The following is a 20755-nucleotide window of genomic DNA, read 5'->3' as shown; positions in this document are numbered from 1 at the left end:
AGCCAATTGCTTTCAAACCTCGAATGAGTACAATAAATGCCTCGTAACAAAAAAGGCTGTCCCTCAAGGTCAATGTAGATCTAGACCTTGAAGGACAGCCACTTCTTATGTTCTTTATTGCGCCAGTCCTGTCATCTCTTCAGGTTTCATTGCTTTCAATTGCTGTTCATACAATTTGCGATAAAGCCCGCCTTCCCGAAGCAGCGTGCGATGGCTTCCTCTTTGTACAATTTCTCCATCATCGATAACCAATATCTGATTGGCGCGAACAACAGTAGCTAAACGATGCGCAATGACAAATGTTGTCCTTCCGACCATGAGGCGCTCAAGCGCTTCTGTCACCATAGCTTCCGATTCGGAATCAAGAGCAGATGTCGCTTCGTCCAAAATTAATATTTTGGGATCCTTCAAAATCGCTCTTGCAATGGCCAGCCTTTGCTTTTGTCCGCCCGACAATCGCATGCCTCGTTCGCCAATGACAGCTTCATAACCGTCCTTAAACGCGATAATGAAATCATGGGCATTTGCTGCTTTGGCAGCTGCGACAACCTCGTCATCCGTAGCATCGGGTCGACCATAAACCAGATTATCCCTGATCGTGCCCGAGAAAAGAATGTTTTCCTGTAAAACCAATGCAATATGCTTTCGCAAATCATCCAGATTGTATTCACGCACATCGACGCCGTCAATAAACACCGTACCCTCTACAGGCTCATAAAATCGCGGAATAAGGTTGATTAACGTCGATTTGCCTGCGCCGCTTGGCCCCACAAGCGCAATCACTTCGCCGGAGCGCGCTTCAAACGTAATGTCCTTTATGCCCTGTCTTTCTTCAATCGTAACTTCCGGCGGGAATGGATGTACATTCGTTGGTTTCCAATAAAACCGTTTAGTCGCCTTCTCACGTTCGATGATATCCGTGTCTTCAGTACCGTTAACGGTTTGTGCTGGTATTATATTTCGTGTCTTATAGTTATAGGTAACATTAACGAAAACGACATGCCCCTCACACGTTGGCATAGGAAGCGCATCCTCTGACTCCTTAATCGAAGGTTTCTCATCCAGCATTTCAAACACTCGTTCAATATTTGTAATCGAGTTTTGAATGGTGACATTAACATCTGCGAATCGCTGTATCGGTCCATAAAGATTGCCCAGCAGCAATTGAAAAGCGATGATTTCACCTGCTGTCATCTTACCTGCAAGTACTAAGCTGCCTCCGCCGAGCCAAATGATAATGCCGCCGATATGGGCAAACGATTCACTAAGCCTGCCAAGCACATTTGAGAATAAATGAGCGTACACCGTATGGTTATAATGCTGCTTTGTCTGTTTGCCAAACCGGGCCCGCTCCTGTCTTTCACCGTTGAATGCTTGCACGATCCGTATTCCCGCCATACGCTCGACAAGAGTGCCTGAGATACGCTCCATCTGCCGATGAACGGAACGCCATGCAAGCCGAATATGCACATTCATGTTCGTAAATGACAAGTAATAAAAAGGCAAAATAATAAGTGAAAGCGATGCTAAGTACACATTCATCCGAAATAACAGAAACCCCGCAAAAAGCACCATAAACAAATCGAGAACAAGGTTAATGATGCCCCCGCCAATCAAGTTTTGAGCCCCTCCGATGTCATGAATGACTCTAGAGGATATTCCTCCCACTTGCCTTTGATCATAGAAGCTGACAGGCATCTTTTGCAGATGATGATACAGCTGCTCGCGAAGATCCTTCATCATCCGATTGCCAAGCATCGCCGAGAAATAATTTCTTAAAAAGCTGACAATAACACCAAAAAATAAAATAATAGCCATGATGCCTACAATTTGATAAAGCCCCCAGTTCCCTTTGCCTGCAAGTACATCGTCGAGCAAAATTTGCGTGTAGATGGGTGTTGATAGAGGTGCAACGAATTGAACCATACCTAACAAAATGATAAGTCCTATCGACCACCAGTAAGGTTTTGCCCATAGTAAATATCGTTTAACTGGACTAATGTGAATCCCTCCCGAAACACAATTAATAACTTTTTCCATCTTAGTTCATGATGTAAGGGATTACAAAGCCCAAGGTGCACAGGATATAGCAGAAAATGGTTGCGATTGGGAGTAATGTCTATCTGTCAATGCTCAGATGAAACATTTTCAATAAATTCAAGGATTTAGGAGCAAAAACAAAGGCTCCACGTCAATATCCGACGTGAAGCCTTTTACCTTATATTTTGTTAAACCTTAAATCCTTTTGCTGCCCATTCATTTTCCAGCTTAGCAATCAATAATTGTTTCTCTGCTTCCTCTAAGAAAGCAGCCTTTGCGCCGTTTAGCACGATTTTGGCGATATCATTCATCGTTAAGCCGCAATGCTCAGCCAGCTGCTCATATTCCTTCTGAATCGTCGTATTCGAAACCGTTCGGTTGTCCGTATTTACTGTAACAATGATCCCATCCTCCAAATAACGGCGGATCGGATACGCGTCCCAGCTTGGAACAGCTTTTGTCTGAATGTTGCTGAGCGGGCACATCTCCAAAGGTATTTGTCGTTCCCTCACGAGAGCAACGACCTCCGGGTCTTCCTGCATCCGAATGCCGTGGCCGATACGTACAGCACCTAAGCCCGTGATAGCGACTCGGACGTTTTCCGCACCTGCCGCTTCTCCCGCGTGGATCGTAATCGGCAGCCCCAGCTGCTGTGCCTCTTCAAAGAGCTGAAGGAACAGCTTGGCGGGAAATCCTGCCTCGTCACCAGCCAAATCGACGGCAACGACACCTTTATTATAAAATCGCGCTGCTTCTTCAACAACGTCCTTATTGAGCGCATAGGAATGATGCCTCATACAAATAATGATTGCTCTAGCTACCGTGCCAAATGCTTGCTCACCGCGCTTTAAGCCAATTATCACATGCTGGATGACATCCTGAATAGTTAAGCCTTGTGTGCGATGCAGCTGAGGAGCAAAGCGAACCTCAATATAGCTTACCTTATCGATTGCAGCCTGCTCAACAAGCTCATAAGCAACTCTCTCTAACGCTGATCCCGTTTGCAAGTACGGCAAGACAAAACCAAACTTGTCCAAATACTCCTTTAAGCTCTCGCAAGTTTCTCCAACCTGCATATGAGACAGAAGCTCCGTTTCCGAGTCTATTTGTAAAGGATTTCCTTGCTCGATAGCGAGCTCTCTAATGGTCTCCGGCTTTACACTCCCATCCAAATGCACATGCAAATCAACCTTAGGCAGCTGCGACAATAACGTTGTCATAGCTGCAGTTTTTTCATTCATTAACGCCATCGTCAAATCCCCTTTCGGTATATTCATACACTAACCTGATAGTTTGTATACATAAGCGCAAAATGGGCTAGCTTCCACGATAGGTGCTGTAGCCGCCAGGAGCAACTAATAATGGAACGTGATAATGCGAGTTTTTATCGCGAATGCGGAACCTAATCGGAATTTCATCAAATATGCTCTCTTCTATCGCTGACAAATGTTCCGATCGCCGAAAAAATTCTCCTGCTGCAAAAACGATCTCATAGGTTCCGCACTGAATATTTTCACCCAGAAGCAATGGCTCATCAACGCGTCCATCTTCATTGGACTTATAAGAACCAATGAGCCTAGGCTGCTTTGCGGCTTCCGCACTCTCCTCACCCAAATACCATAGCTCTATGGTTATGCCAACTACCGGTTTGCCTCCAGCAAGATCAAGAACATGCGTCGTAACTTTCCCGTTCACTCCGGATCACTCCCCCTCAATCAGGTCAGCTCTTGTAAGAGTGAATCCTTGGAAGCCATAAGGCGGACGTGGTTCAGTAAACACGCCTGCTGCTGCGGAATGCTCAGGCTCCATTACCGTTTCCCATGTCCGATTGTTCGACTCGAATCGAACCTCAGACAGCTGCGGGAAGGTTGTAAGAATGCTTTTTCCAATTTGATAGATTAAATACTGAATGGAAGGTGAGTTTGCAAGATGGAATAACGTGTGGGCTAAATCATGAATCTGCTCGGATGGAACATAATTTCCGCGCCGACTGTCCAATGCATCCTCTGCATGCTCATAAGTCCAAAAGATATGAAGGAAAATAAATAAAGGACGATCATAGCTTTCAGGCAACGTTGTATATTCATCGCGAACAAATCCATAAAATGAGCTGCCCCTCACCTTAATTAGCTGAATATGGGACAAAGCACTTTCATGTTCAGCGAGTTGCAAGCTATTAGCTGTACGTATCCATTTTTGCGAAGCGCTCGCATGCTCGTTGTGCGATCTTCGAAACACAAGCTGGCTATCGTTCCAGCTGCTGCCTTCGGCAATCGTGACGGAATTAAAAGGCAGCCGATCCGCACGAATCTCAATCGCATCGATATGCGAATAACGCTCCATAAATCGCTCGCTTATGAAAGCTAGCAGTCCCTCTGTTGTACTTCCTTCATAATGAGCGGTTTGCCGTAATATAAAATTTTTCATCGAGTCAGTAGCTACGACCTGCGCATTGTCACCCTCCGTAAAGGAGGTAAGCAGCACCTCACTGCTCACGGAAAAGGTGATGTTATGAGCAAAAATAATATTAGGATCACCCGTATACGTTGATTGAGGGATCGATTTAACAGAAAGCGGTATTGCGTATGTCCGGTAGCTCAGCACATCGCCTTTGCCATAATATAATGTTCGTCCGCTGCGTAATTTTAGCATAATGATCGTTCCTTTCTCTACTCCATGATGAGATCTCTTAAACGAAATCCGGAAATTTTCTCAATTTCTCGCAATGCTTGCTCTATTTCTTCAGCAGCAGAATGCCATAATCTAGCTTCCATCGCTGCGAGTATATCCTCTTTCTTTTTTCCTCTTACTGCGAAAATAAAGGGAAACCCAAAGGATTTTACATACGTTTGATTTAATCCGAGGAAGAGCTCGTATTCATCTGTCGTCAATTGATCCAAACCAGCACCTTGCTGCTCTATTGCGGAATACTCGGCAACCGAAAGCCTTGTTCCAAGGTCGGGATGGGCGCGGAACAAATCGATAATCGTCTCTACTCGTGATTCCCGCACAACGTTCATCATCGCGTCATGAAGCGCTTCGACCGAAGCAAACGGACGCGCTGCACTTGCCGATGCTGCCACCCAAGGCGAATGCTCAAATATCGTTCCAAGCCAAGCAATGAACTGCTCGCGTGTACATGCATTGATTTGATCCATATTTATTCTCATTTCCAGTACCCCTCGTGAATCGATCTCATGCCTATCTCTCATATCGCTTGACGCCTCCCTTCAATGGCTCGTTTCACAGCTCTCCATATTCCGCCATATCCAGTACAGCGACACAAATTACCTGACAAGGCTTCTGCAATTTCATCGTCTGACGGCTCTGGCTGGTGGTCGAGCAGCGCTTTAACGGAAACGATCATTCCCGGTGTGCAATAACCGCATTGAAAGCCGCCTTCCTCTAGAAAGGCTTGCCCAATCGGGTCGATCCCCTCTGACGAAATACCTTCTATCGTCGTAATCCGCTTGCTGGTGCATTGATAAGCCATCGTTAAACAAGAATTGACCGCCTGGCCATCAATCAGTACCATACAGGCACCACACCTGCCGATATCACATGATCGCTTCGTCCCCGTAAGCGCCAAGTCATCACGCAATATGGTCAGCAATCTGGTGGAAGCTGCCGTTTCAAGCTTAAGCTCCTGTTCATTAATGAAGCATTGGAGTGCAAACGGTGTTTGAACTTTTGCAGTATGATCGCTCATCTCCGTTCACCCCTTCATAAGAAAAAATGGCTTTTCTTGCAAAAAAGCAGGGTCTATCGGCAGTTTAGTCACCCATTTCCCGCAAGCTTGCCTTATAGCAGCTGCAATAGCAGGTGCTAGAGTGACCGATCCGACCTCGCCAATACCGCGTGGCCCATAATCATCCCCCTCAGGCAAATGCTCAATGGCTTCCACGTCTACTAACCCTTTTTGGTCAATGATCGTCGGAACAAGATACGTATCCAAATTTCGCGTAACATATTGTCCTTTTTCCATAATCGCATCTTCCATAAGTGTAAAACCAAGAGCCATACTGCTGCCTCCTTCGATTTGACCGAGGAAGCCTTGTGGATTTATGACAGGTCCAGCCGCTACCGCATGATACTGCTGCAGCACCTTGACTCGCCCTGTCAGCGTATTAATCTCAACCTTTACAACTACTGCCGAATAGGTATACATAAAATGTGCGCCTACACGTTCTGTAGGTGAGGTTGGAAATGAAAAAGAAGTTTCACAGCGAATAGGGGAATCGCAAGCTTCGGCAAGCTCTTGGTAGGTAAGCAGCAGTGCGTTGCTCGACGTCTCTCTTATGCCGCCTTCACCCAATTGCAGCTCCTGAGCTGACTCTCCTAACACTGCTTCAGCTCGTTTTAGCAACTGCTCTGTAAATGGCTGTTTTAACTTTTGAAGTGATTTCCACATCATTGCTGTTGCGCGCGAAGCCGTAGTTGAACCGCTGTTTGGCACGACATCGGTATCGCCGATAATGATCCGCAAATCATCTGCTCCTAACTTGAACTGCTCAATGAGCATCTGCTCCAGCGATGCAATGAGACCTTGCCCAAACTCCTCATAACCGAATACAGCTTCAATCTTCCCGTCTTTCACAAGCTCTAAGCGACCGCCTGCAGGGTCAGGAATACCAACTCCAAGTCCTGCGCCATGCATCGTAAAAGCTGCTCCGATACCCGTTTTCACCCAAGGTTCTGCGCCATCTTTGCTATGTGACTTGTTTTGCAATTTCTCCTGCATCAATGGGCTGTTTGTGATGGCATTCCATACTCGCTCGGCACCTTCTGTCATCACGATCGGTTGATCAAATGGTCCTAAATCGTCCATTTGGCGCATATTTAATTGGCGAAATGCCCAAGGCTCAATGCCAACCTGCTCAGCCAGTCGATCCAATTGCCCCTCAAGTGCGAAGATAGCTTGATTTCCGCCAAAACCTCGGAATTCACCCGACATGCCGTTGTTCGTAAATACCGATACGCCTTCAACGTCCAAATGCTCGTATTTATAAGGACCTATAACATGCTCTACAGCAAAATTAAGCACCTCGGCCCCAAGCGTTGAATAGGGGCCCGTATCAGAAATAAGTCTGACTTGGTGAGCAATTAATTTCCCTGCAGCGTCAGTGCCCGTTTTCATCGTAATTTTCATCGGATGCCGCTTTAAGCCAGCACGAACCGATTCCTGCCTCGAATTATGCATCTTGACAGGTTTACCTGTGTAAGTGGCGAGCAGTGCCCCATAAGGCTGCACATTCAACTCGTCCTTCCCGCCAAACGAGCCTCCAATGGGGCTGGATACGATCCGAATATCCTCTTGTGGCACAGCTAAAATTCGTGATAATTGCATACGATCCATAAAGCCGTGCTGCGTTGGTGAATATACCGTTAACCGATGATTCGCCTCCGGCACGAACAAGCCGCCTTCCGTTTCCATATAGGTGTGCATTTGGCGCGGCGTGTAATAGGTTTCCTCTACGATATAAGCGCATTGCTCAAATCCAGCCTCAGCGTTCCCTCTATGAAAGGATGCCCGGTGCATCGCATTGCCTTTTGGATGAAGCAGAGGTGCATCATCCCGCAGCGCGTGCTCAGGATCATCCACTACCTGCAAAACTTCATATTCAACTTCGATAAGTGCAATAGCTCTTTGTGCAATGGCAAGGGATTCAGCAGCTACTATCGCTATTGCATCACCCACATATCTCACCCGCTCCTCGCATAAAACAGGCTGATCAGGATGCGCAATGCCAAAAGCATTTAATCCAGGGACATCTTCAAAGGTAAGCACGGCGTAGACGCCGGTTAGTTGCTTGGCTTTATCTGTATGAATGGACAGAATACGCGCATGAGGATATTCGCTTCGTAGAACAAGGCCATAAAGCATATGCTCCCTAGTCATATCGGTTAAATAAGCCAGACTGCCTGTTACTTTACCTGGACCATCAGGACGGATTCGCCATCTACCTCCGCTGCTTGTGCGGTTTAAGAGCATACGCTCACTCCTTCCTGTCATTCCTCAATCTCTAGCTGCCTTCCAAAGCTCCGCTGCGATGACGTTAGCTGCTGTAATCTTCCGATACGACGCTGATGCGAATAAATCTTCCCTAGGTTCGTACTCTTGCAAAATACAATCATAGGCTTGCTGAAGAAGCTGATGACCCACAGCCGCTCCTACGATTTCTGCTTCTAATCGTTCTAGCCTTTGCGGAAGCGTTTGTCCTCCTCCAAGCGCGATTCTTAGTTCTATGAGCACGCCAGCGGAGGAGATCGCACCTAAAATGGCTGCAGTTACAATAGACGGAGTAAATGCTTCACGACGTCCTACTTTATGGTAAGCGCCAAAATGCTTGATTTTCGAAATGGTTTTTTCCTCTTCATCCCAACACGCCGTGTTCTCTTCCTTAAATCGTGTGAAAGGCAGGATGATGCTGAGGAGCAATCGCTCACATCCTTGTGCCGGATCGTTTGCTAGAAGCAAATAGCTGGATAAAGGAGCGCGCTGCTCTATTGCACCGTTGTACCAAATCACTTCTGCATCATAGGCAAGGAGAGCGGGAATAGCGTCACCAACTAAGGAGGAAACATTGCCACCGATCGTTGCTAAATGCCGGATGGACGGCGCTGCTATTGCGCATACAGCATCGGTGACTAGTGGGAAATTCCGCTGTAGGAATGCATTTGTCCGACAAGCCTGCAAAGTCACTTGGCCGCCAATAATGACGCCTGATTCGCCGATTTTCACTTCGTTTAATCCACGAATCGTACTCAAATTGATCAAATGTTTCGGGATAGCGGAAACACCAGATTCCCACTGCGTTCGAAGCAAGGTTCCACCTGAAATATATAATCCATCAAGCCCATAGCTTTGTTTAAGCAGCCAAGCCTCTGCGGCCGTCTGAGGATGCCATACAAGAGGAGATGACATGATCTCCTGAGCATTCATGTTCACATTACTCCCCCGATCTGTTTGCATCTAAATAAGTGCGTACCCCCGCTCCAAACAAGGTCATTGCAAGCCTGCGTACCATTTGTTTGGCCCGAAGTGATCTGCTATAAAAGGCATTTCTAACACTCTTTAGATAAACCCAAATATCGTTTTTTAGCTAAAGCAAAATCAGCTGGCGTATCTACGTCAAATAATGTCTCACGATCTAACGCCAGCAGCCCATAGCCTTGAAAATCAGTTGATCCGAACAGCTTACGAGCTCCAACATCGCCCTTTAATTGGAATAAAGAATCGAACATGGAGCGGGATAATATCGCCGGAGGCATTAGAACAATTTCCCCTTCATTCGCTTCATGCACAGCGGTTGCGACAAAATCCAGCTCCGGACGCTCACTCCAGCAGCGGATAAGCCTATTAATCATTCCGGAAGTAATAAAGGGTTGATCAGCGAGTACAACCACAACTGCATTAGGCGCAGCTCCCTCTCTCAGAAGCGCTTCAAGGCCGCAGCGGATTGAATAGGACATTCCCTTCTGCGCATCCGCACATTCAATCATAGTGACGCCGCTTGACTGAAAATGATGAGCAGCACTCACAGCACTATCCTCTGCCCCGATCCAGTCATTTGAATCTTCGGGATTAACAACAACCTTTATTTCATGAAGATCGCTGGACAACAGAGCCAGCAGCCCCATCCGTGCCAGCGGCTTGTTCTTCGACAGCTCGAGCGATTGCTTTCGAACTCCCATACGTTTGCTCTGTCCTGCTGCTAAATAAAGGGCTGATATTCGCATGTTTGCTCCCCTCCTGGCGCAGGCTCCCTTTCCTTGCTGCACGTATGGCAATTAATTCAGCCGCAACGCTGACAGCTATTTCATACGGTCCATCTGCATGAATCGAGAGACCTATCGGAGCGTGTACATTGGATGGAATGAGAAAGGTCTCAAATAGCATCCGTATCCGCTTCTTTGAACCAAGAACGCCGATGTAAACAAGCTTTAGAGGCAATGTAAGCCTAATCATCTCCTTATCCTGAGACAAATTATGGCTGCATACGATTAAATAATCATCTGGACGGAGTTGCACCTGCTCCATAATTTGTACAGGAGATCCAATCACACTTTCGGCGTGTGGAAACCTTTCCTTCGTACATAACGCCGGCCGCCAATCCGCTGCTACAACACGAAAGCCAATTTGAATCGCTAACGAATAGATAGCTTCTGCGTCTTTTCCTAGCCCGAATAACACCAAACGAGGTCTAGGCGTAATTACGATCGACATTTGATTGGAGTTGTTGTTCATTTCATCTTCATAGTCCACCAGTGAGTGATCGCCAAGGTTATCACTAAGAGCGTAGCTGATTTCCTTTTCATCCCAGCTTCGCATTAGCTTAACGGAAATACCGGCATCATTTTTTGCTTTCGCTTCAAGCAAAAGCGTCCGCAATCGCCCTTCCACAGGCTCCAGCAACATGCGAATTTCGCCGCCACAGCCCACACTCTCACCCCATATAGCATCCTCTTCAGGCTTCATATTATAATCGACACAAATGAATTGACCGGAATCCCATACACCCGCCGCCCTTTCCAACAAATCTTGCTCTAAGCAGCCAGGACTAACCGATCCAATCTGATCACCGCTGAATCTGAACAACATCGACGCTCCGGTCTTACGATAGGAATGACCCTCAACACATACAATGGTAGCGAGCACACTCGGCTCGTCGCTTGCCTTCAACGATTCCAATACATCATGCATATCCATCCGCTATCCCTCCATTAGCATTAGCGCATTTAACCCTCGCAGCGTAATCATCAGCTTAGCCTTCAACCTATCAACTACAATCGAGCAATCAATTTTTTGAGCGAGCGATCCGCTTCCTTTAAGACAACTTTTTTATCAACCGTTCTCACAATCTTGTTTTCCATAACCACTTGCCCATCAATAAGAACGGTATCAACATCGCCTCTTGTCGCCGCATAAACAACTCTTGAATACCAATCTGCATCGAATGATGGATACACATGGAAATCCTCCAAATCAAGCAGCTGCAAATCTGCGAGTTTCCCAGTCTCAATACTGCCGATCTCATTTTCTAAGCCAAGCACCTTCGCACCGCCCATCGTCGCCATCCGCAGCACCGTTTTTGCATTCATAATCGTTGGGCCATGCTTCACCTTTTGCATATAAGCGGTTAAGCGCATCTCCTGAAACATATCCAAATTATTGTTGCAAGGCGCGCCATCCGCACCAATGCCAATATCAATCCCTTGCTCAAGAAGATGCGGAATTTCTGCAACGCCTGACGCAAGCTTCATATTAGAGCCCGGGCAATGAGTAATCTTGACTCCCCTCTCCCGTATAATTCTTTTTTCCTCTTCATCTAACCAAATGCTATGTGCCAAAATGAGATTCGGCTTCGCAAGTCCAATATGATCGAGATAGACGACATTTCTCATTCCGCGTTCCGCCTCGACCATTGCAATTTCGCCCTGGTTTTCCGATGCATGCGTGTGCACCATTACGCCATACTTGGCAGACAAGTCACGAACCCCAATAAGCAATTCCTCGGTACATGAAACAACAAAACGCGGGCAAAAGGCGTATTGAATTCTCCCATTTTCGGCACCATGCCATTTTTCGAGAAGATCCACACTGTCCTGCAGCGATTTTTGAGTATTTTCCTGCAGAGCAAGCGGCACCTCCGTACCATGATCCATCATCACTTTTCCAGAGAGAGCTCGAATGCCGCTTTCTTTAATGGCTTGGAAAGCCGATTCTGTATAATGAACCGTCTCCATATCTAGAATTGTCGTTGTACCGCTGCGAATCAGTTCACCAATCCCGAGCATGGCTGAGTAGTAAACAGAATCCTCACTATGAGCAGCCTCAAGCGGCCAAATCTTTTCCTTCAACCATTCAATGAGCGATAAATCATCAGCCCTCCCTCGAAACAGCGTTTGGCATAAATGGATATGCGTTTGTACAAACCCGGGCAGCAGCACTTTGCCGCCTGCTTCAATAACACGATCAACATTCTGTGTCTCCAACCGTTCGCCCATTTGGGCAATTCGACTTCCCTCTATTAAGACATCACCTGTGAAAATCTGATTGTCATGGTTCATAGTCATAACTACTGCGTTCCGAATAAGTATAGTTGTCATTCAAAAATCCCCCTCATGCCTTAAGTGCTAGTATGTTAAATTCACCAAATATTCTGCCTTTATTAATTACAGCATCACCGTCATCCTACAAACAGAAAGACAATGCAGTCATTCACTTTCTATGCGTAAGGTTATCTAACATAATAATGCAGAATTGATCGTTAGGCAATACGTTTCTTTAAATATTTATATGCTTTACTGCGAAATATCGTAACCACTTAACATTAATGTGACATAAATATTCCACCAAATAAATTCAATTCGCAAAAAGAACAAAAAAACGCTCCAAACACGGAAAAATCGCGTTTGGAGCGGCTTTTGATTTATTCACATACCGTTTATTGTTTATTTGTTCCTAAACAAGAAGGAATAATATGTTCAAATATAAGGCGTCTTGACCATATGGCCTCATTTCGTTTCGTTATTTGTTTTCGAACGACGATTACAAGCTCATGCTCAGGCGCGATGAGCAAATATTGACCGCCATGGCCAAAAGCAAAATAACAATCGCATTGGCCGTTGTGACTCTCCGGCGAATACCACCAGTGATAGCCATAGCCGCCATATATCGGCGGTTCATACTGCATCAACCCGCGATGATGGAGCTGAGTCGATTCTGCTATCCATGAAGCTGACAGCAGCTGCTCGTTGTCAAACTGTCCGCTACCTACAAATAAACTGCCTATCTTCGCAAGATCTCTGCCATACAGTTGAAGTCCGGTTCCGCCTTCATTAATACCTGCCCGTTCCATCCATCTCGCACTGCGAAAGCCAAGCGGAGCAAACAAATAATCTTTGGCAAACGAAAGAGCAGGCATCCCAGTTGCTGAAGTCAATATCGCAGACAACAGATGGGATCCACCCGAGTTATAAGCAAAAGCTGTTCCAGGCTCAGAAATCAGCGGCTGATTGAATACAAATTGTATGGGATCTTTCGCTGCTTTCAAGGCTTTATAAGGCTTGTCAAAGTCAGGCCAATCAAACCCAGGCGTCATGGTCAGCAAATGCTTGATGGAGATTTGGCTGAGCGCTTCGCTTATTTCCTGCGGATGGTCCAAATAATTCGTAATGGGCTCGTCCACACTCTTAAGAAAATGTTTATCAATCGCGATTCCAATTAACGCGGATAAGATGCTTTTTGTACAAGAATAGAGCGGACCGATTGAATCCTGTCCGCTCTCATACCATTCGCCAAGCAGCTTTTGTCCTTTAAGCACGATAACAGATTTCATTTTCCATTCGGCTAACAGGTTGTTACTTGCTTCCAAATCTACAGGATTCATCTGTTTAATCGACCTTTCTAAGAAGCATTTCTTTGCTGCTGTTCAGGCTGCTTAATCTTAGGCATGCCAATTGATACAAATACAACAAAAACAGATAATACCGCTACCCATATAAATATCGTATGCAAGCTTCCTGCAAGAACCGTTGCTTCAATTCGATCAGCTTGACCGGTATGAAGCAGCAAACCAAACACAGTAATCCCAATTGTCTGGCCGAGTGTACGAATGAAATTGTTGCTCGCCACAGCAGATCCACGAAGCTCCCAGCCGACAGCTGAAGATACGGCTACCGTTATGGATGTAAGAGAAAGGCCAAACGAAAGTCCTGCCAAAAACGTATAAATGATAAATAATACAATGGATGTAGAAGCTGTCATAAAAGCGAAACCAATGCTGCTGACGAACAAGAAGCAAGAACCCGCGACACTAATAAAACGCAATCCTTTTTTGGCTATCCAATTTCCTGCTAATATTGAGCCAAGCGGCCATGCAACGGACAGTGGAATCATGGCAAGTCCAGAATAGGTAGCCGGTTTGCCGTAAACGCCTTGAATCCATAAAGGCAAATAAAATATTATGACGACATTGATCACACACAATAAGAAACTGCTAAGATTCGCCATGCTAATAATCGGATTCCGAAATAGCTGGAATGGAATGATCGGTTCTGGAGAACGTTTTTCGATACGAGCAAAAATGACGAAAAATAGTACAGCTACACCGAATAAAACGCTAATCGTTAGTTTTCCGCCGTTTCCACCATCGGCATCGCGAATTAGCGTCATCGCATACAAGAAACTGAACATAGCGATCGTAAAGGTAACGATGCCAGGATAATCGATATGTCTCTTTTTCTTCTCCAATGTCTCCCGCAGTGAAGTGGAGAGCAAATAAATAGCAACGATTCCAAACGGCAAATTCATATAGAAGATTGCCCGCCAGGATATGTAATCGACCAACAGACCGCCAAATAATGGGCCTGAAATACCCGCTATCCCCCATATGCTTGACATCCAGCCCTGCACCTTCGCACGCTGTTCATAGGGATATAAATCTCCAATGATCGTATAAGGTATCGTCGTGAGCGCACCTGCTCCGAGTCCTTGCAAAGCACGAAACATAATAAGCTGATTCATTGATTGCGCTACACCTGATAGCATGGAGCCGGCAAGAAAGATCAATGCCCCGATAATAAATATTTTCTTTCGACCGTAAAGATCGGATAGCTTGCCGTAAACAGGAGTAGTAATAACGGTTGCAAGCAAATAGATCGAAATGATCCAGCTGTACTGCTGGATTCCTTGAAGTTCTCCCGTAATGCTAGGCATGGCTGTACTTACGATCGTCCCCTCGATAGCAGCAAGAAATGTGGCGACGAATAATGCAATGGTTACTTTTTTCCGTGTCTGATTAGCGTTCATTGTTCATCCTTTCTGTGAATAACATGATAAATAAAAAAATATTCACACGACCTTTCTATTATGGTCGCTGGAAGCATGAAATATCAACGTATTTATTTCAATCAAGACGTTCGCGATAAACGAATCTCCTTCTTTTGCATGCATAATTTAGTACAAACCCGCAATATATATTGTGATCGATCAACTTCAGCTGTACGCCAAAATTCACGATCGCCAAAAAGCTGACATAAAGCCTGTTCAGCTGTTTTATATGAAGCATGTTCTTCTATTAAGATTGTGACGCAAACCGTAAAACATAGCGATTCATATCGCCGTAAAGCATCCACCTTTTTTTGGAAATCCAGCATGAGAATAGTCGCCCCTTCATACACATAAAACCTATTCCCTATTGTAACTGTTCCTGAAAAGCAATTAGTTACGAAATGGTTAAATTTGAATCCTTTCCTCTCACCAATCGTATGTATGGTATCCTTTCGGATTCGGATATGTTAACATGTTTGAAGTGGAATAATAAAAATTCTATTTTTTGGTAGGTTAGGATGTTGCCGAGTGTATGATTTATTATTGAACATAATAGATGATTTTGGTTATTTCGCTTTATTCCTCGTTTTATGTCTTGGCTTAATCGGTTTGCCCATACCTAATGAAGCAGTCGTGATGACTGGCGGAGCCTTAGCAGAATCCGGTGTATTATCGCCGATACCCGCTTTTATTATGACGTGTCTAGGTATTTGCTCCGCTATGACCTTTGGATATAGCATCGGTAGATTTGCAGGAAGCAAGTTGTCCAACTGGTTCAGCCAGAAGAAAAACATAAGTAAATTTGTCGCTAAATCCGAACAGTTAAGTGAAAAGTACGGTGGCTACGCCATTAGCCTTAGCCTTTGTCTTCCTTTTTTAAGACATGTCACTCCTTATGTTATGGGGATGAATCGCATGCCTTACAAAAGATTCGCAATCTTCGCTTACCCATCCGCATTTGTATGGACACTCATCTACTTTATTATTGGTACGTTCGTAGGAGATCAAGTGCAAGACCTCTCTGATCACATTTACAAATATTTAATCTGGGTCATTTATGCCATCATTGTCATCGTTGTTGGTTTTATCATTTATAAATATTATAAAAGCAAACAACAAAAGGATCATATCGAACGGCCAATGTAGCCGTTACAGATTCAAGAACCATCGCAAGCCGCGGTGGTTCTTTTCTATTCCTAGCCTTATGCCTGAAAATTAGATAATACAAGATAACTGGCGAATTCACTGGATGTAATCGCTTTCTCAAGATATCGAGCCACGTTGTTTTCACTTTATTTGTTGTATAATAACGAACAGTGTGCAACGGCCCCGACTTTTCTGCGAGAGGAAAGTCAACCAATATCATTTTCATGTTATTGGTGTCAATAAAATTAGACAAATGACTGCAATTTGGGAGGTTTATTTGCTTTGCTTGAACAACTAAAAAAATCATGGTTTTCAAATGTACGCGGTGATATTTTGGCGGGCATTACAGTGGCGTTGGCGCTCATACCGGAGTCTATCTCTTTTTCTTTAATGGTAGGTGTCGGGCCAATGGTTGGATTGTACGCCTCCTTCTGCATCGCTGTCATTATTTCCATAGTTGGCGGCAGACCCGGAATGATTTCCGCTGCGACAGGAGCGATGGCGTTACTGATGGTCTCTCTAGTTAAAGATCATGGCATCGAGTATTTGTTCGCAGCTACGATTTTGGCGGGTGTATTGCAGTATATTATGGGCGTGCTCAAGCTAGGGCAGCTTATTCAATTCATTCCGCAATCCGTCATGCTCGGCTTTGTCAATGCATTAGGCATCCTCATCTTCACTACCCAGCTTGTTCATTTTGTGGGTGCTACTTGGATCATGTATGCACTCGTTGCTTTAACATTAGTCATTATCTATACGCTGCCTAAATTCACAAAGGTTATACCTTCACCACTGGCTGCAATTATTATCGTTTCCATTATAGCCGTTGCCATCGGCGCGGATCTCAAAACCGTTGGCGACAGAGGTTTAATCGAAAGCACATTGCCGCTGTTCCATATTCCGGATACGTTATTTTCGCTTCATACGTTGTGGATCATATTGCCGTATTCCTTCTCACTCTCTATCGTAGGAATTTTGGAGTCGCTTTTAACAGCTTCGGTCCTTGATGAAATGACAGATACCACAAGCAACAAAAACAAAGAGGTACGCGGTCAAGGCATTGCAAACATGGTGACAGGCTTCTTTGGCGGAATGGCAGGCTGTGCATTAATTGGTCAATCGGTCATCAATGTGAAATCAGGCGGCCGAACTAGACTTTCCACCTTCGTAGCTGGCTCGTTCCTGCTCTTTCTTATTATGGTATTAAGCGATGTCGTCAATAAAATTCCGATGGCTGCTTTAGTCGGCGTCATGATTATGGTATCTATTAGCACATTTGATTGGAAATCAGTATTTCATATTCATAAAGTCCCACGTACCGATGCGCTTATCATGATCGTTACAGTAGTAATTGTTCTTATCACACATGACTTGTCAAAAGGCGTATTTGCTGGAGTTGTGCTAAGTGCATTTGTATTCGTTGGTAAAATGGCGAAAATCCGTGTTTCCATCGCAGGCGAACGCTCGAAAAATCTTACTTATCACGTAACCGGACAGTTGTTTTTCGGGACAACCAGTCGTTTTGTGACTCTTTTTAATTATAAAGATGATCCAACACATGTGACCATTAACTTTAGCGGCTCGCATGTATGGGATCAATCCGCAGTGACCGCCATAGCGAAGGTTAAAAACAAATATGAGCAGCTGAACAAAAAAGTTTCATTTACGGGGCTCAATGAGGAAAGCAAACTAATTATACGTCATTTGGGCTTAACTTCAACAGGCGGTCATTAACAAAAAAAGCTCATGCAAGTGCACCTGTCGGTGTGCTAGCATGAGCTTTTCTAATCATTTTTTATTCCTGTTTTTCTTCCTTAACTAGCTTTTCCTTGGCTGTATCGATGAAGAAATCAAACAGCTCGTCATCTTCCTCTAACAAATCCTCAAGTGCCAGCAGCTCTTCTTCCTTGCCTGATTCATGAAGGAAAAACAAGCCATAACCCCACTCTTTGCCTCGCTTGCTGTGCAGTGCAATTTCATACTCATTCTTATGTCCTTCTACCCCGAATTGAACATTGCCTACGTAACCGTCTTCTTTCGAATACGTCATAGTAGCCTGTATTACATTGATGTTAATCACTTCTGTTCTTCCTTTCTCATCGTTCATTACGGTGCGAGCTGATTGATTTGATTTAACAGCTCGTTAATTTTGTTGATCGTATCTGGAATACCCGTCGATTCAAAAGCGGCTCTACCCTGCTCAATATTCGTTAGAGCTTGATCGATACCCTGCTGCAGCGTCGCGTTGTAATCGGCAATCGATTGATGGATATCTTTTGCGTAATCAGGTACCTGCAGTCCTTCATAATGGACAACCTGTTCCTTCAAAGCAAGAAGCTTCTCCTTTAAATCCGTTCTTTTGTCCAAATCCGTCACTGCTTGCTCTGCAAGTGTATTCATATCTTGTCCGAAATCCGTTAACGTTTGTAAGTAATCCGTCGTTTCTGTTGCAAAATTTACCGTTTGACCTACTTGATCAATAATACCACACCCAGATGTCATTAGCATTATGGAGAGCAATATTATCGAAACGCCTCGTTTAATCATAAGCAACCTCCTTGTCATAATCATCCTACTACCGAGATGAACGCCTATTCGAGTTGATGCATACATTACTGTACGATTAACAGCTCATGCTGGTTTCGTGTATGTCACAAGGAGATGATCGAGATGGATATTCATTTATCGGCGATTCACTGGGTTTATTTGACCTTCATTATCGCAATCATTGGATTCATGCTGATGCGACGCGATACAACGCTTATTTGTATTGCCGGAATCTTAGGTATTGGAATACTAGCAACCACATCGGCAAGCGGTTCTGTAAGCGGTATTTTTAACAGCTTTATCTTTGCCATAAAAGAATTGCTGGGAACGATTTTAATTATATCCATCATCGTCGCCATGAGTCGTATCCTTATTCGAACCGGTATAAACGAGATTATGATATCTCCGTTTACCCGTTTTCTTAGAACACCCGCGCTCGCCTTCTGGGGAATCGGCTTAATTATGATGGTAACCTCATTTTTCTTCTGGCCTTCGCCAGCGGTTGCACTCATCGGTGCCGTCTTACTCCCTGTAGCTTTACGTGTTGGGCTGCCTGCACTCGGAGCGGCAGTCGCTATGAATTTATTCGGACATGGCATCGCCTTGTCTGGTGATTATATCATCCAAGGCGCACCGAAGCTTACTGCAGATGCTGCAGGTATTCCTGTCAGCTCCGTCATGCAGGCCAGCATTCCGTTAGTCATTGTCATGGGGGTTGTCACAACCGTTGCTGCCTACTGGATCATGCGACGTGATCAGAAACTTGGTACATGGCGTGATGGACTTGTCCTTTCAGCCGCAGGGCCAGATTCATCAAACGACCCTAGCTTCGATGCCGACCGCAATGCGCTATCACTGAGTACAAAGCGCTGGCTCGCAGCACTTATTCCTTTGTTATTCGCACTTGATGTGGCAGCCATGTTCGTGCTTAAGCTTCAAGGCGGTGATGCCACTGCGCTGATTGGCGGAACAGCCATACTCATTATGCTGTTCATTACAATGCTGACACACCGTGGCAAAGGGTTCGAGAAAACGACTAGTTATTTAATTGAAGGCTTCCTATTCGGCTTCAAAGTATTTGGACCGGTTATTCCGATTGCGGCTTTCTTTTACTTGGGCGACTCTGGATTTCTGGCCATGTTCGGCGACAAGCTTCCTGAAGCGTCGCATGGAATAGTTAATGACCTCGGCATTGCCCTTGCTCATGTCGTGCCCGTTAATGGAGTTGTTGGCTCGATTACGTTAACAGTAGTCGGAGCAGTGACCGGCCTTGATGGCTCAGGCTTCTCTGGTATCTCGCTTGCAGGCTCGATCGCGCAGCTCTTTGGCCACGCTATAGGCTCCGGGATTGCCACTTTGACGGCTCTGGGTCAAGTTGCTGCAATCTGGGTAGGCGGCGGTACAATCATCCCTTGGGCGCTTATCCCTGCTGCAGCCATTTGCGGGGTAGATCCGTTTGAGCTTGCGCGTCGCAATTTAAAACCGGTGCTCATCGGTCTTTGTGTGACAACGATCGTTGCTATGTTCTTGATTTAGATCGCTTTCGTTGACGATAAAATACGGAGATGAGTGATACTACTGCAACACCGCCAAGCCCTATGTACCAGCCTTGTGTTAATGAGCTTTCCGTTTTCTGCAAGGGAATCTCCGGCTGCGGCGGCAATGAACCAATACCAAGCAGCTTGATATGTTCATTTGCTTCACTATGCAATAATGTTGCGCTGCAGAGTGCTTGTAGCGATTTTCCAGTTGTTTTTGCATAAACCAAATAACGTTCTCCTTCTTTAAACGTATAGCCGCAGCTGTCTTTGCTTTCAGCGGTTTTCACTTCAAGCGTTGGAGCAACATGTCCTTTCCACACTTCATTGACTTGGAAGCTGGCTTTGACCGCTCTCTCAGAGGAGCGAAACAAGGATTGTGAGGATGTTTTAACGGAAGTTGCCGTTCCTTCAAACACTGCGTCACTTTTGATTTTGCTTTCCTCCACCGTACCTGGCTTTACGCAAGAACAGGCTTGGACATTCGATGGGATAATCAATAAGCTGCTGATAAAGAATATAGAAATTATTCCAACTGTAAGTATAAGTTTTTTATTGATCATATCTACTCCCCCAACCTTTTCTCTATAGCAGGCATTTATGCCTTTAGGTTAAGACGGTTTCTTTTGGGAAAATGTTTCATTTATAG

At 45.1% G+C, this 20755-nt stretch carries 19 protein-coding genes; 3 read left to right on the top strand and 16 right to left on the bottom strand.

From position 1 onward, the window contains the following. Positions 1 to 114: 114 nt before the first annotated feature. The 13 genes from AC0VYE_RS16495 to AC0VYE_RS16435 form a co-directional block, all read right to left on the bottom strand. A complete protein-coding gene (locus AC0VYE_RS16495) occupies positions 115 to 2040 on the bottom strand; it encodes an ABC transporter ATP-binding protein (protein WP_076269319.1) in 1926 nt (641 codons plus the stop codon). A gap of 188 nt (positions 2041 to 2228) precedes the next feature. Next, positions 2229 to 3290, bottom strand: a complete 1062-nt coding sequence (gene add / locus AC0VYE_RS16490; RefSeq protein ID WP_256710958.1) for an adenosine deaminase — start codon at positions 3288 to 3290, stop codon at positions 2229 to 2231. A 67-nt stretch (positions 3291 to 3357) separates the two neighbouring features. Continuing rightward, a complete protein-coding gene (gene uraH / locus AC0VYE_RS16485; protein ID WP_475449215.1) occupies positions 3358 to 3735 on the bottom strand; it encodes a hydroxyisourate hydrolase in 378 nt (125 codons plus the stop codon). A 6-nt stretch (positions 3736 to 3741) separates the two neighbouring features. Beyond that, complete coding sequence (pucL, locus tag AC0VYE_RS16480) at positions 3742 to 4692, bottom strand: factor-independent urate hydroxylase (RefSeq protein WP_076269317.1); 951 nt, start codon at positions 4690 to 4692, stop codon at positions 3742 to 3744. Between the two features lie 17 nt (positions 4693 to 4709). Then, the gene (gene uraD, locus AC0VYE_RS16475) at positions 4710 to 5252 is read right to left on the bottom strand and encodes a 2-oxo-4-hydroxy-4-carboxy-5-ureidoimidazoline decarboxylase (RefSeq protein WP_475449213.1); all 543 of its coding nucleotides are present in this window, start codon (positions 5250 to 5252) and stop codon (positions 4710 to 4712) included. Then, positions 5249 to 5749 (bottom strand): (2Fe-2S)-binding protein, encoded by a 501-nt coding sequence (locus AC0VYE_RS16470; RefSeq protein WP_475449211.1) that lies wholly within the window; start codon positions 5747 to 5749, stop codon positions 5249 to 5251. Before AC0VYE_RS16470 ends, uraD begins: the two co-directional genes overlap by 4 nt. A 6-nt stretch (positions 5750 to 5755) precedes the next feature. Continuing rightward, positions 5756 to 8032 (bottom strand): xanthine dehydrogenase subunit D, encoded by a 2277-nt coding sequence (gene pucD, locus AC0VYE_RS16465; RefSeq protein ID WP_475449598.1) that lies wholly within the window; start codon positions 8030 to 8032, stop codon positions 5756 to 5758. A 24-nt stretch (positions 8033 to 8056) separates the two neighbouring features. After that, complete coding sequence (locus AC0VYE_RS16460; RefSeq protein ID WP_475449209.1) at positions 8057 to 8983, bottom strand: FAD binding domain-containing protein; 927 nt, start codon at positions 8981 to 8983, stop codon at positions 8057 to 8059. Between the two features lie 122 nt (positions 8984 to 9105). Next, positions 9106 to 9735 (bottom strand): nucleotidyltransferase family protein, encoded by a 630-nt coding sequence (locus tag AC0VYE_RS16455; RefSeq protein WP_475449207.1) that lies wholly within the window; start codon positions 9733 to 9735, stop codon positions 9106 to 9108. Continuing rightward, positions 9644 to 10750, bottom strand: coding sequence for an XdhC family protein (locus tag AC0VYE_RS16450; RefSeq protein WP_475449205.1), 1107 nt, complete (start codon positions 10748 to 10750; stop codon positions 9644 to 9646). Before AC0VYE_RS16450 ends, AC0VYE_RS16455 begins: the two co-directional genes overlap by 92 nt. Positions 10751 to 10824: 74 nt before the next feature. Further along, a complete protein-coding gene (locus AC0VYE_RS16445; protein WP_076269311.1) occupies positions 10825 to 12150 on the bottom strand; it encodes a 5'-deoxyadenosine deaminase in 1326 nt (441 codons plus the stop codon). A gap of 338 nt (positions 12151 to 12488) precedes the next feature. Next, a complete protein-coding gene (locus tag AC0VYE_RS16440) occupies positions 12489 to 13433 on the bottom strand; it encodes a serine hydrolase domain-containing protein (protein WP_076269310.1) in 945 nt (314 codons plus the stop codon). Positions 13434 to 13450: 17 nt separating this feature from the next. After that, the gene (locus tag AC0VYE_RS16435; protein WP_076269309.1) at positions 13451 to 14854 is read right to left on the bottom strand and encodes an MDR family MFS transporter; all 1404 of its coding nucleotides are present in this window, start codon (positions 14852 to 14854) and stop codon (positions 13451 to 13453) included. Positions 14855 to 15403: 549 nt separating this feature from the next. Here AC0VYE_RS16435 and AC0VYE_RS16430 point away from each other — a divergent pair. Further along, entirely contained in the window at positions 15404 to 16021 is a 618-nt protein-coding gene (locus tag AC0VYE_RS16430) for a DedA family protein (RefSeq protein WP_076269307.1), read from the top strand. A gap of 282 nt (positions 16022 to 16303) precedes the next feature. Next, positions 16304 to 17755, top strand: a complete 1452-nt coding sequence (locus AC0VYE_RS16425; RefSeq protein WP_475449202.1) for a SulP family inorganic anion transporter — start codon at positions 16304 to 16306, stop codon at positions 17753 to 17755. A gap of 61 nt (positions 17756 to 17816) precedes the next feature. Here AC0VYE_RS16425 and AC0VYE_RS16420 read toward each other — a convergent pair whose 3' ends face one another. Next, positions 17817 to 18101 carry a hypothetical protein gene (locus tag AC0VYE_RS16420; RefSeq protein WP_475449200.1) on the bottom strand — a complete coding sequence of 95 codons (285 nt, stop codon included), beginning with the start codon at positions 18099 to 18101 and terminating at the stop codon, positions 17817 to 17819. Between the two features lie 26 nt (positions 18102 to 18127). Further along, the gene (locus AC0VYE_RS16415; RefSeq protein ID WP_076269304.1) at positions 18128 to 18568 is read right to left on the bottom strand and encodes a DUF6376 family protein; all 441 of its coding nucleotides are present in this window, start codon (positions 18566 to 18568) and stop codon (positions 18128 to 18130) included. Positions 18569 to 18691: 123 nt separating this feature from the next. On the opposite strand from AC0VYE_RS16415, the gene AC0VYE_RS16410 reads away from it, so the two are divergent. Continuing rightward, positions 18692 to 20104: a hypothetical protein gene (locus AC0VYE_RS16410; RefSeq protein WP_076269303.1), complete on the top strand. Its 1413-nt coding sequence runs from the start codon at positions 18692 to 18694 to the stop codon at positions 20102 to 20104. On the opposite strand, the gene AC0VYE_RS16405 is transcribed toward AC0VYE_RS16410, so the two are convergent. Then, a complete protein-coding gene (locus AC0VYE_RS16405; protein WP_475449197.1) occupies positions 20088 to 20669 on the bottom strand; it encodes a hypothetical protein in 582 nt (193 codons plus the stop codon). The two genes, AC0VYE_RS16410 and AC0VYE_RS16405, sit on opposite strands and share 17 nt — an antisense overlap. Positions 20670 to 20755: the final 86 nt, after the last annotated feature.

This window comes from Pristimantibacillus sp. Z349TD_6 (genome assembly GCF_056173205.1).
The sequence above is the reverse complement of the archived record's forward strand: the minus strand, read 5'-3'. Positions and strand labels throughout refer to the sequence as shown.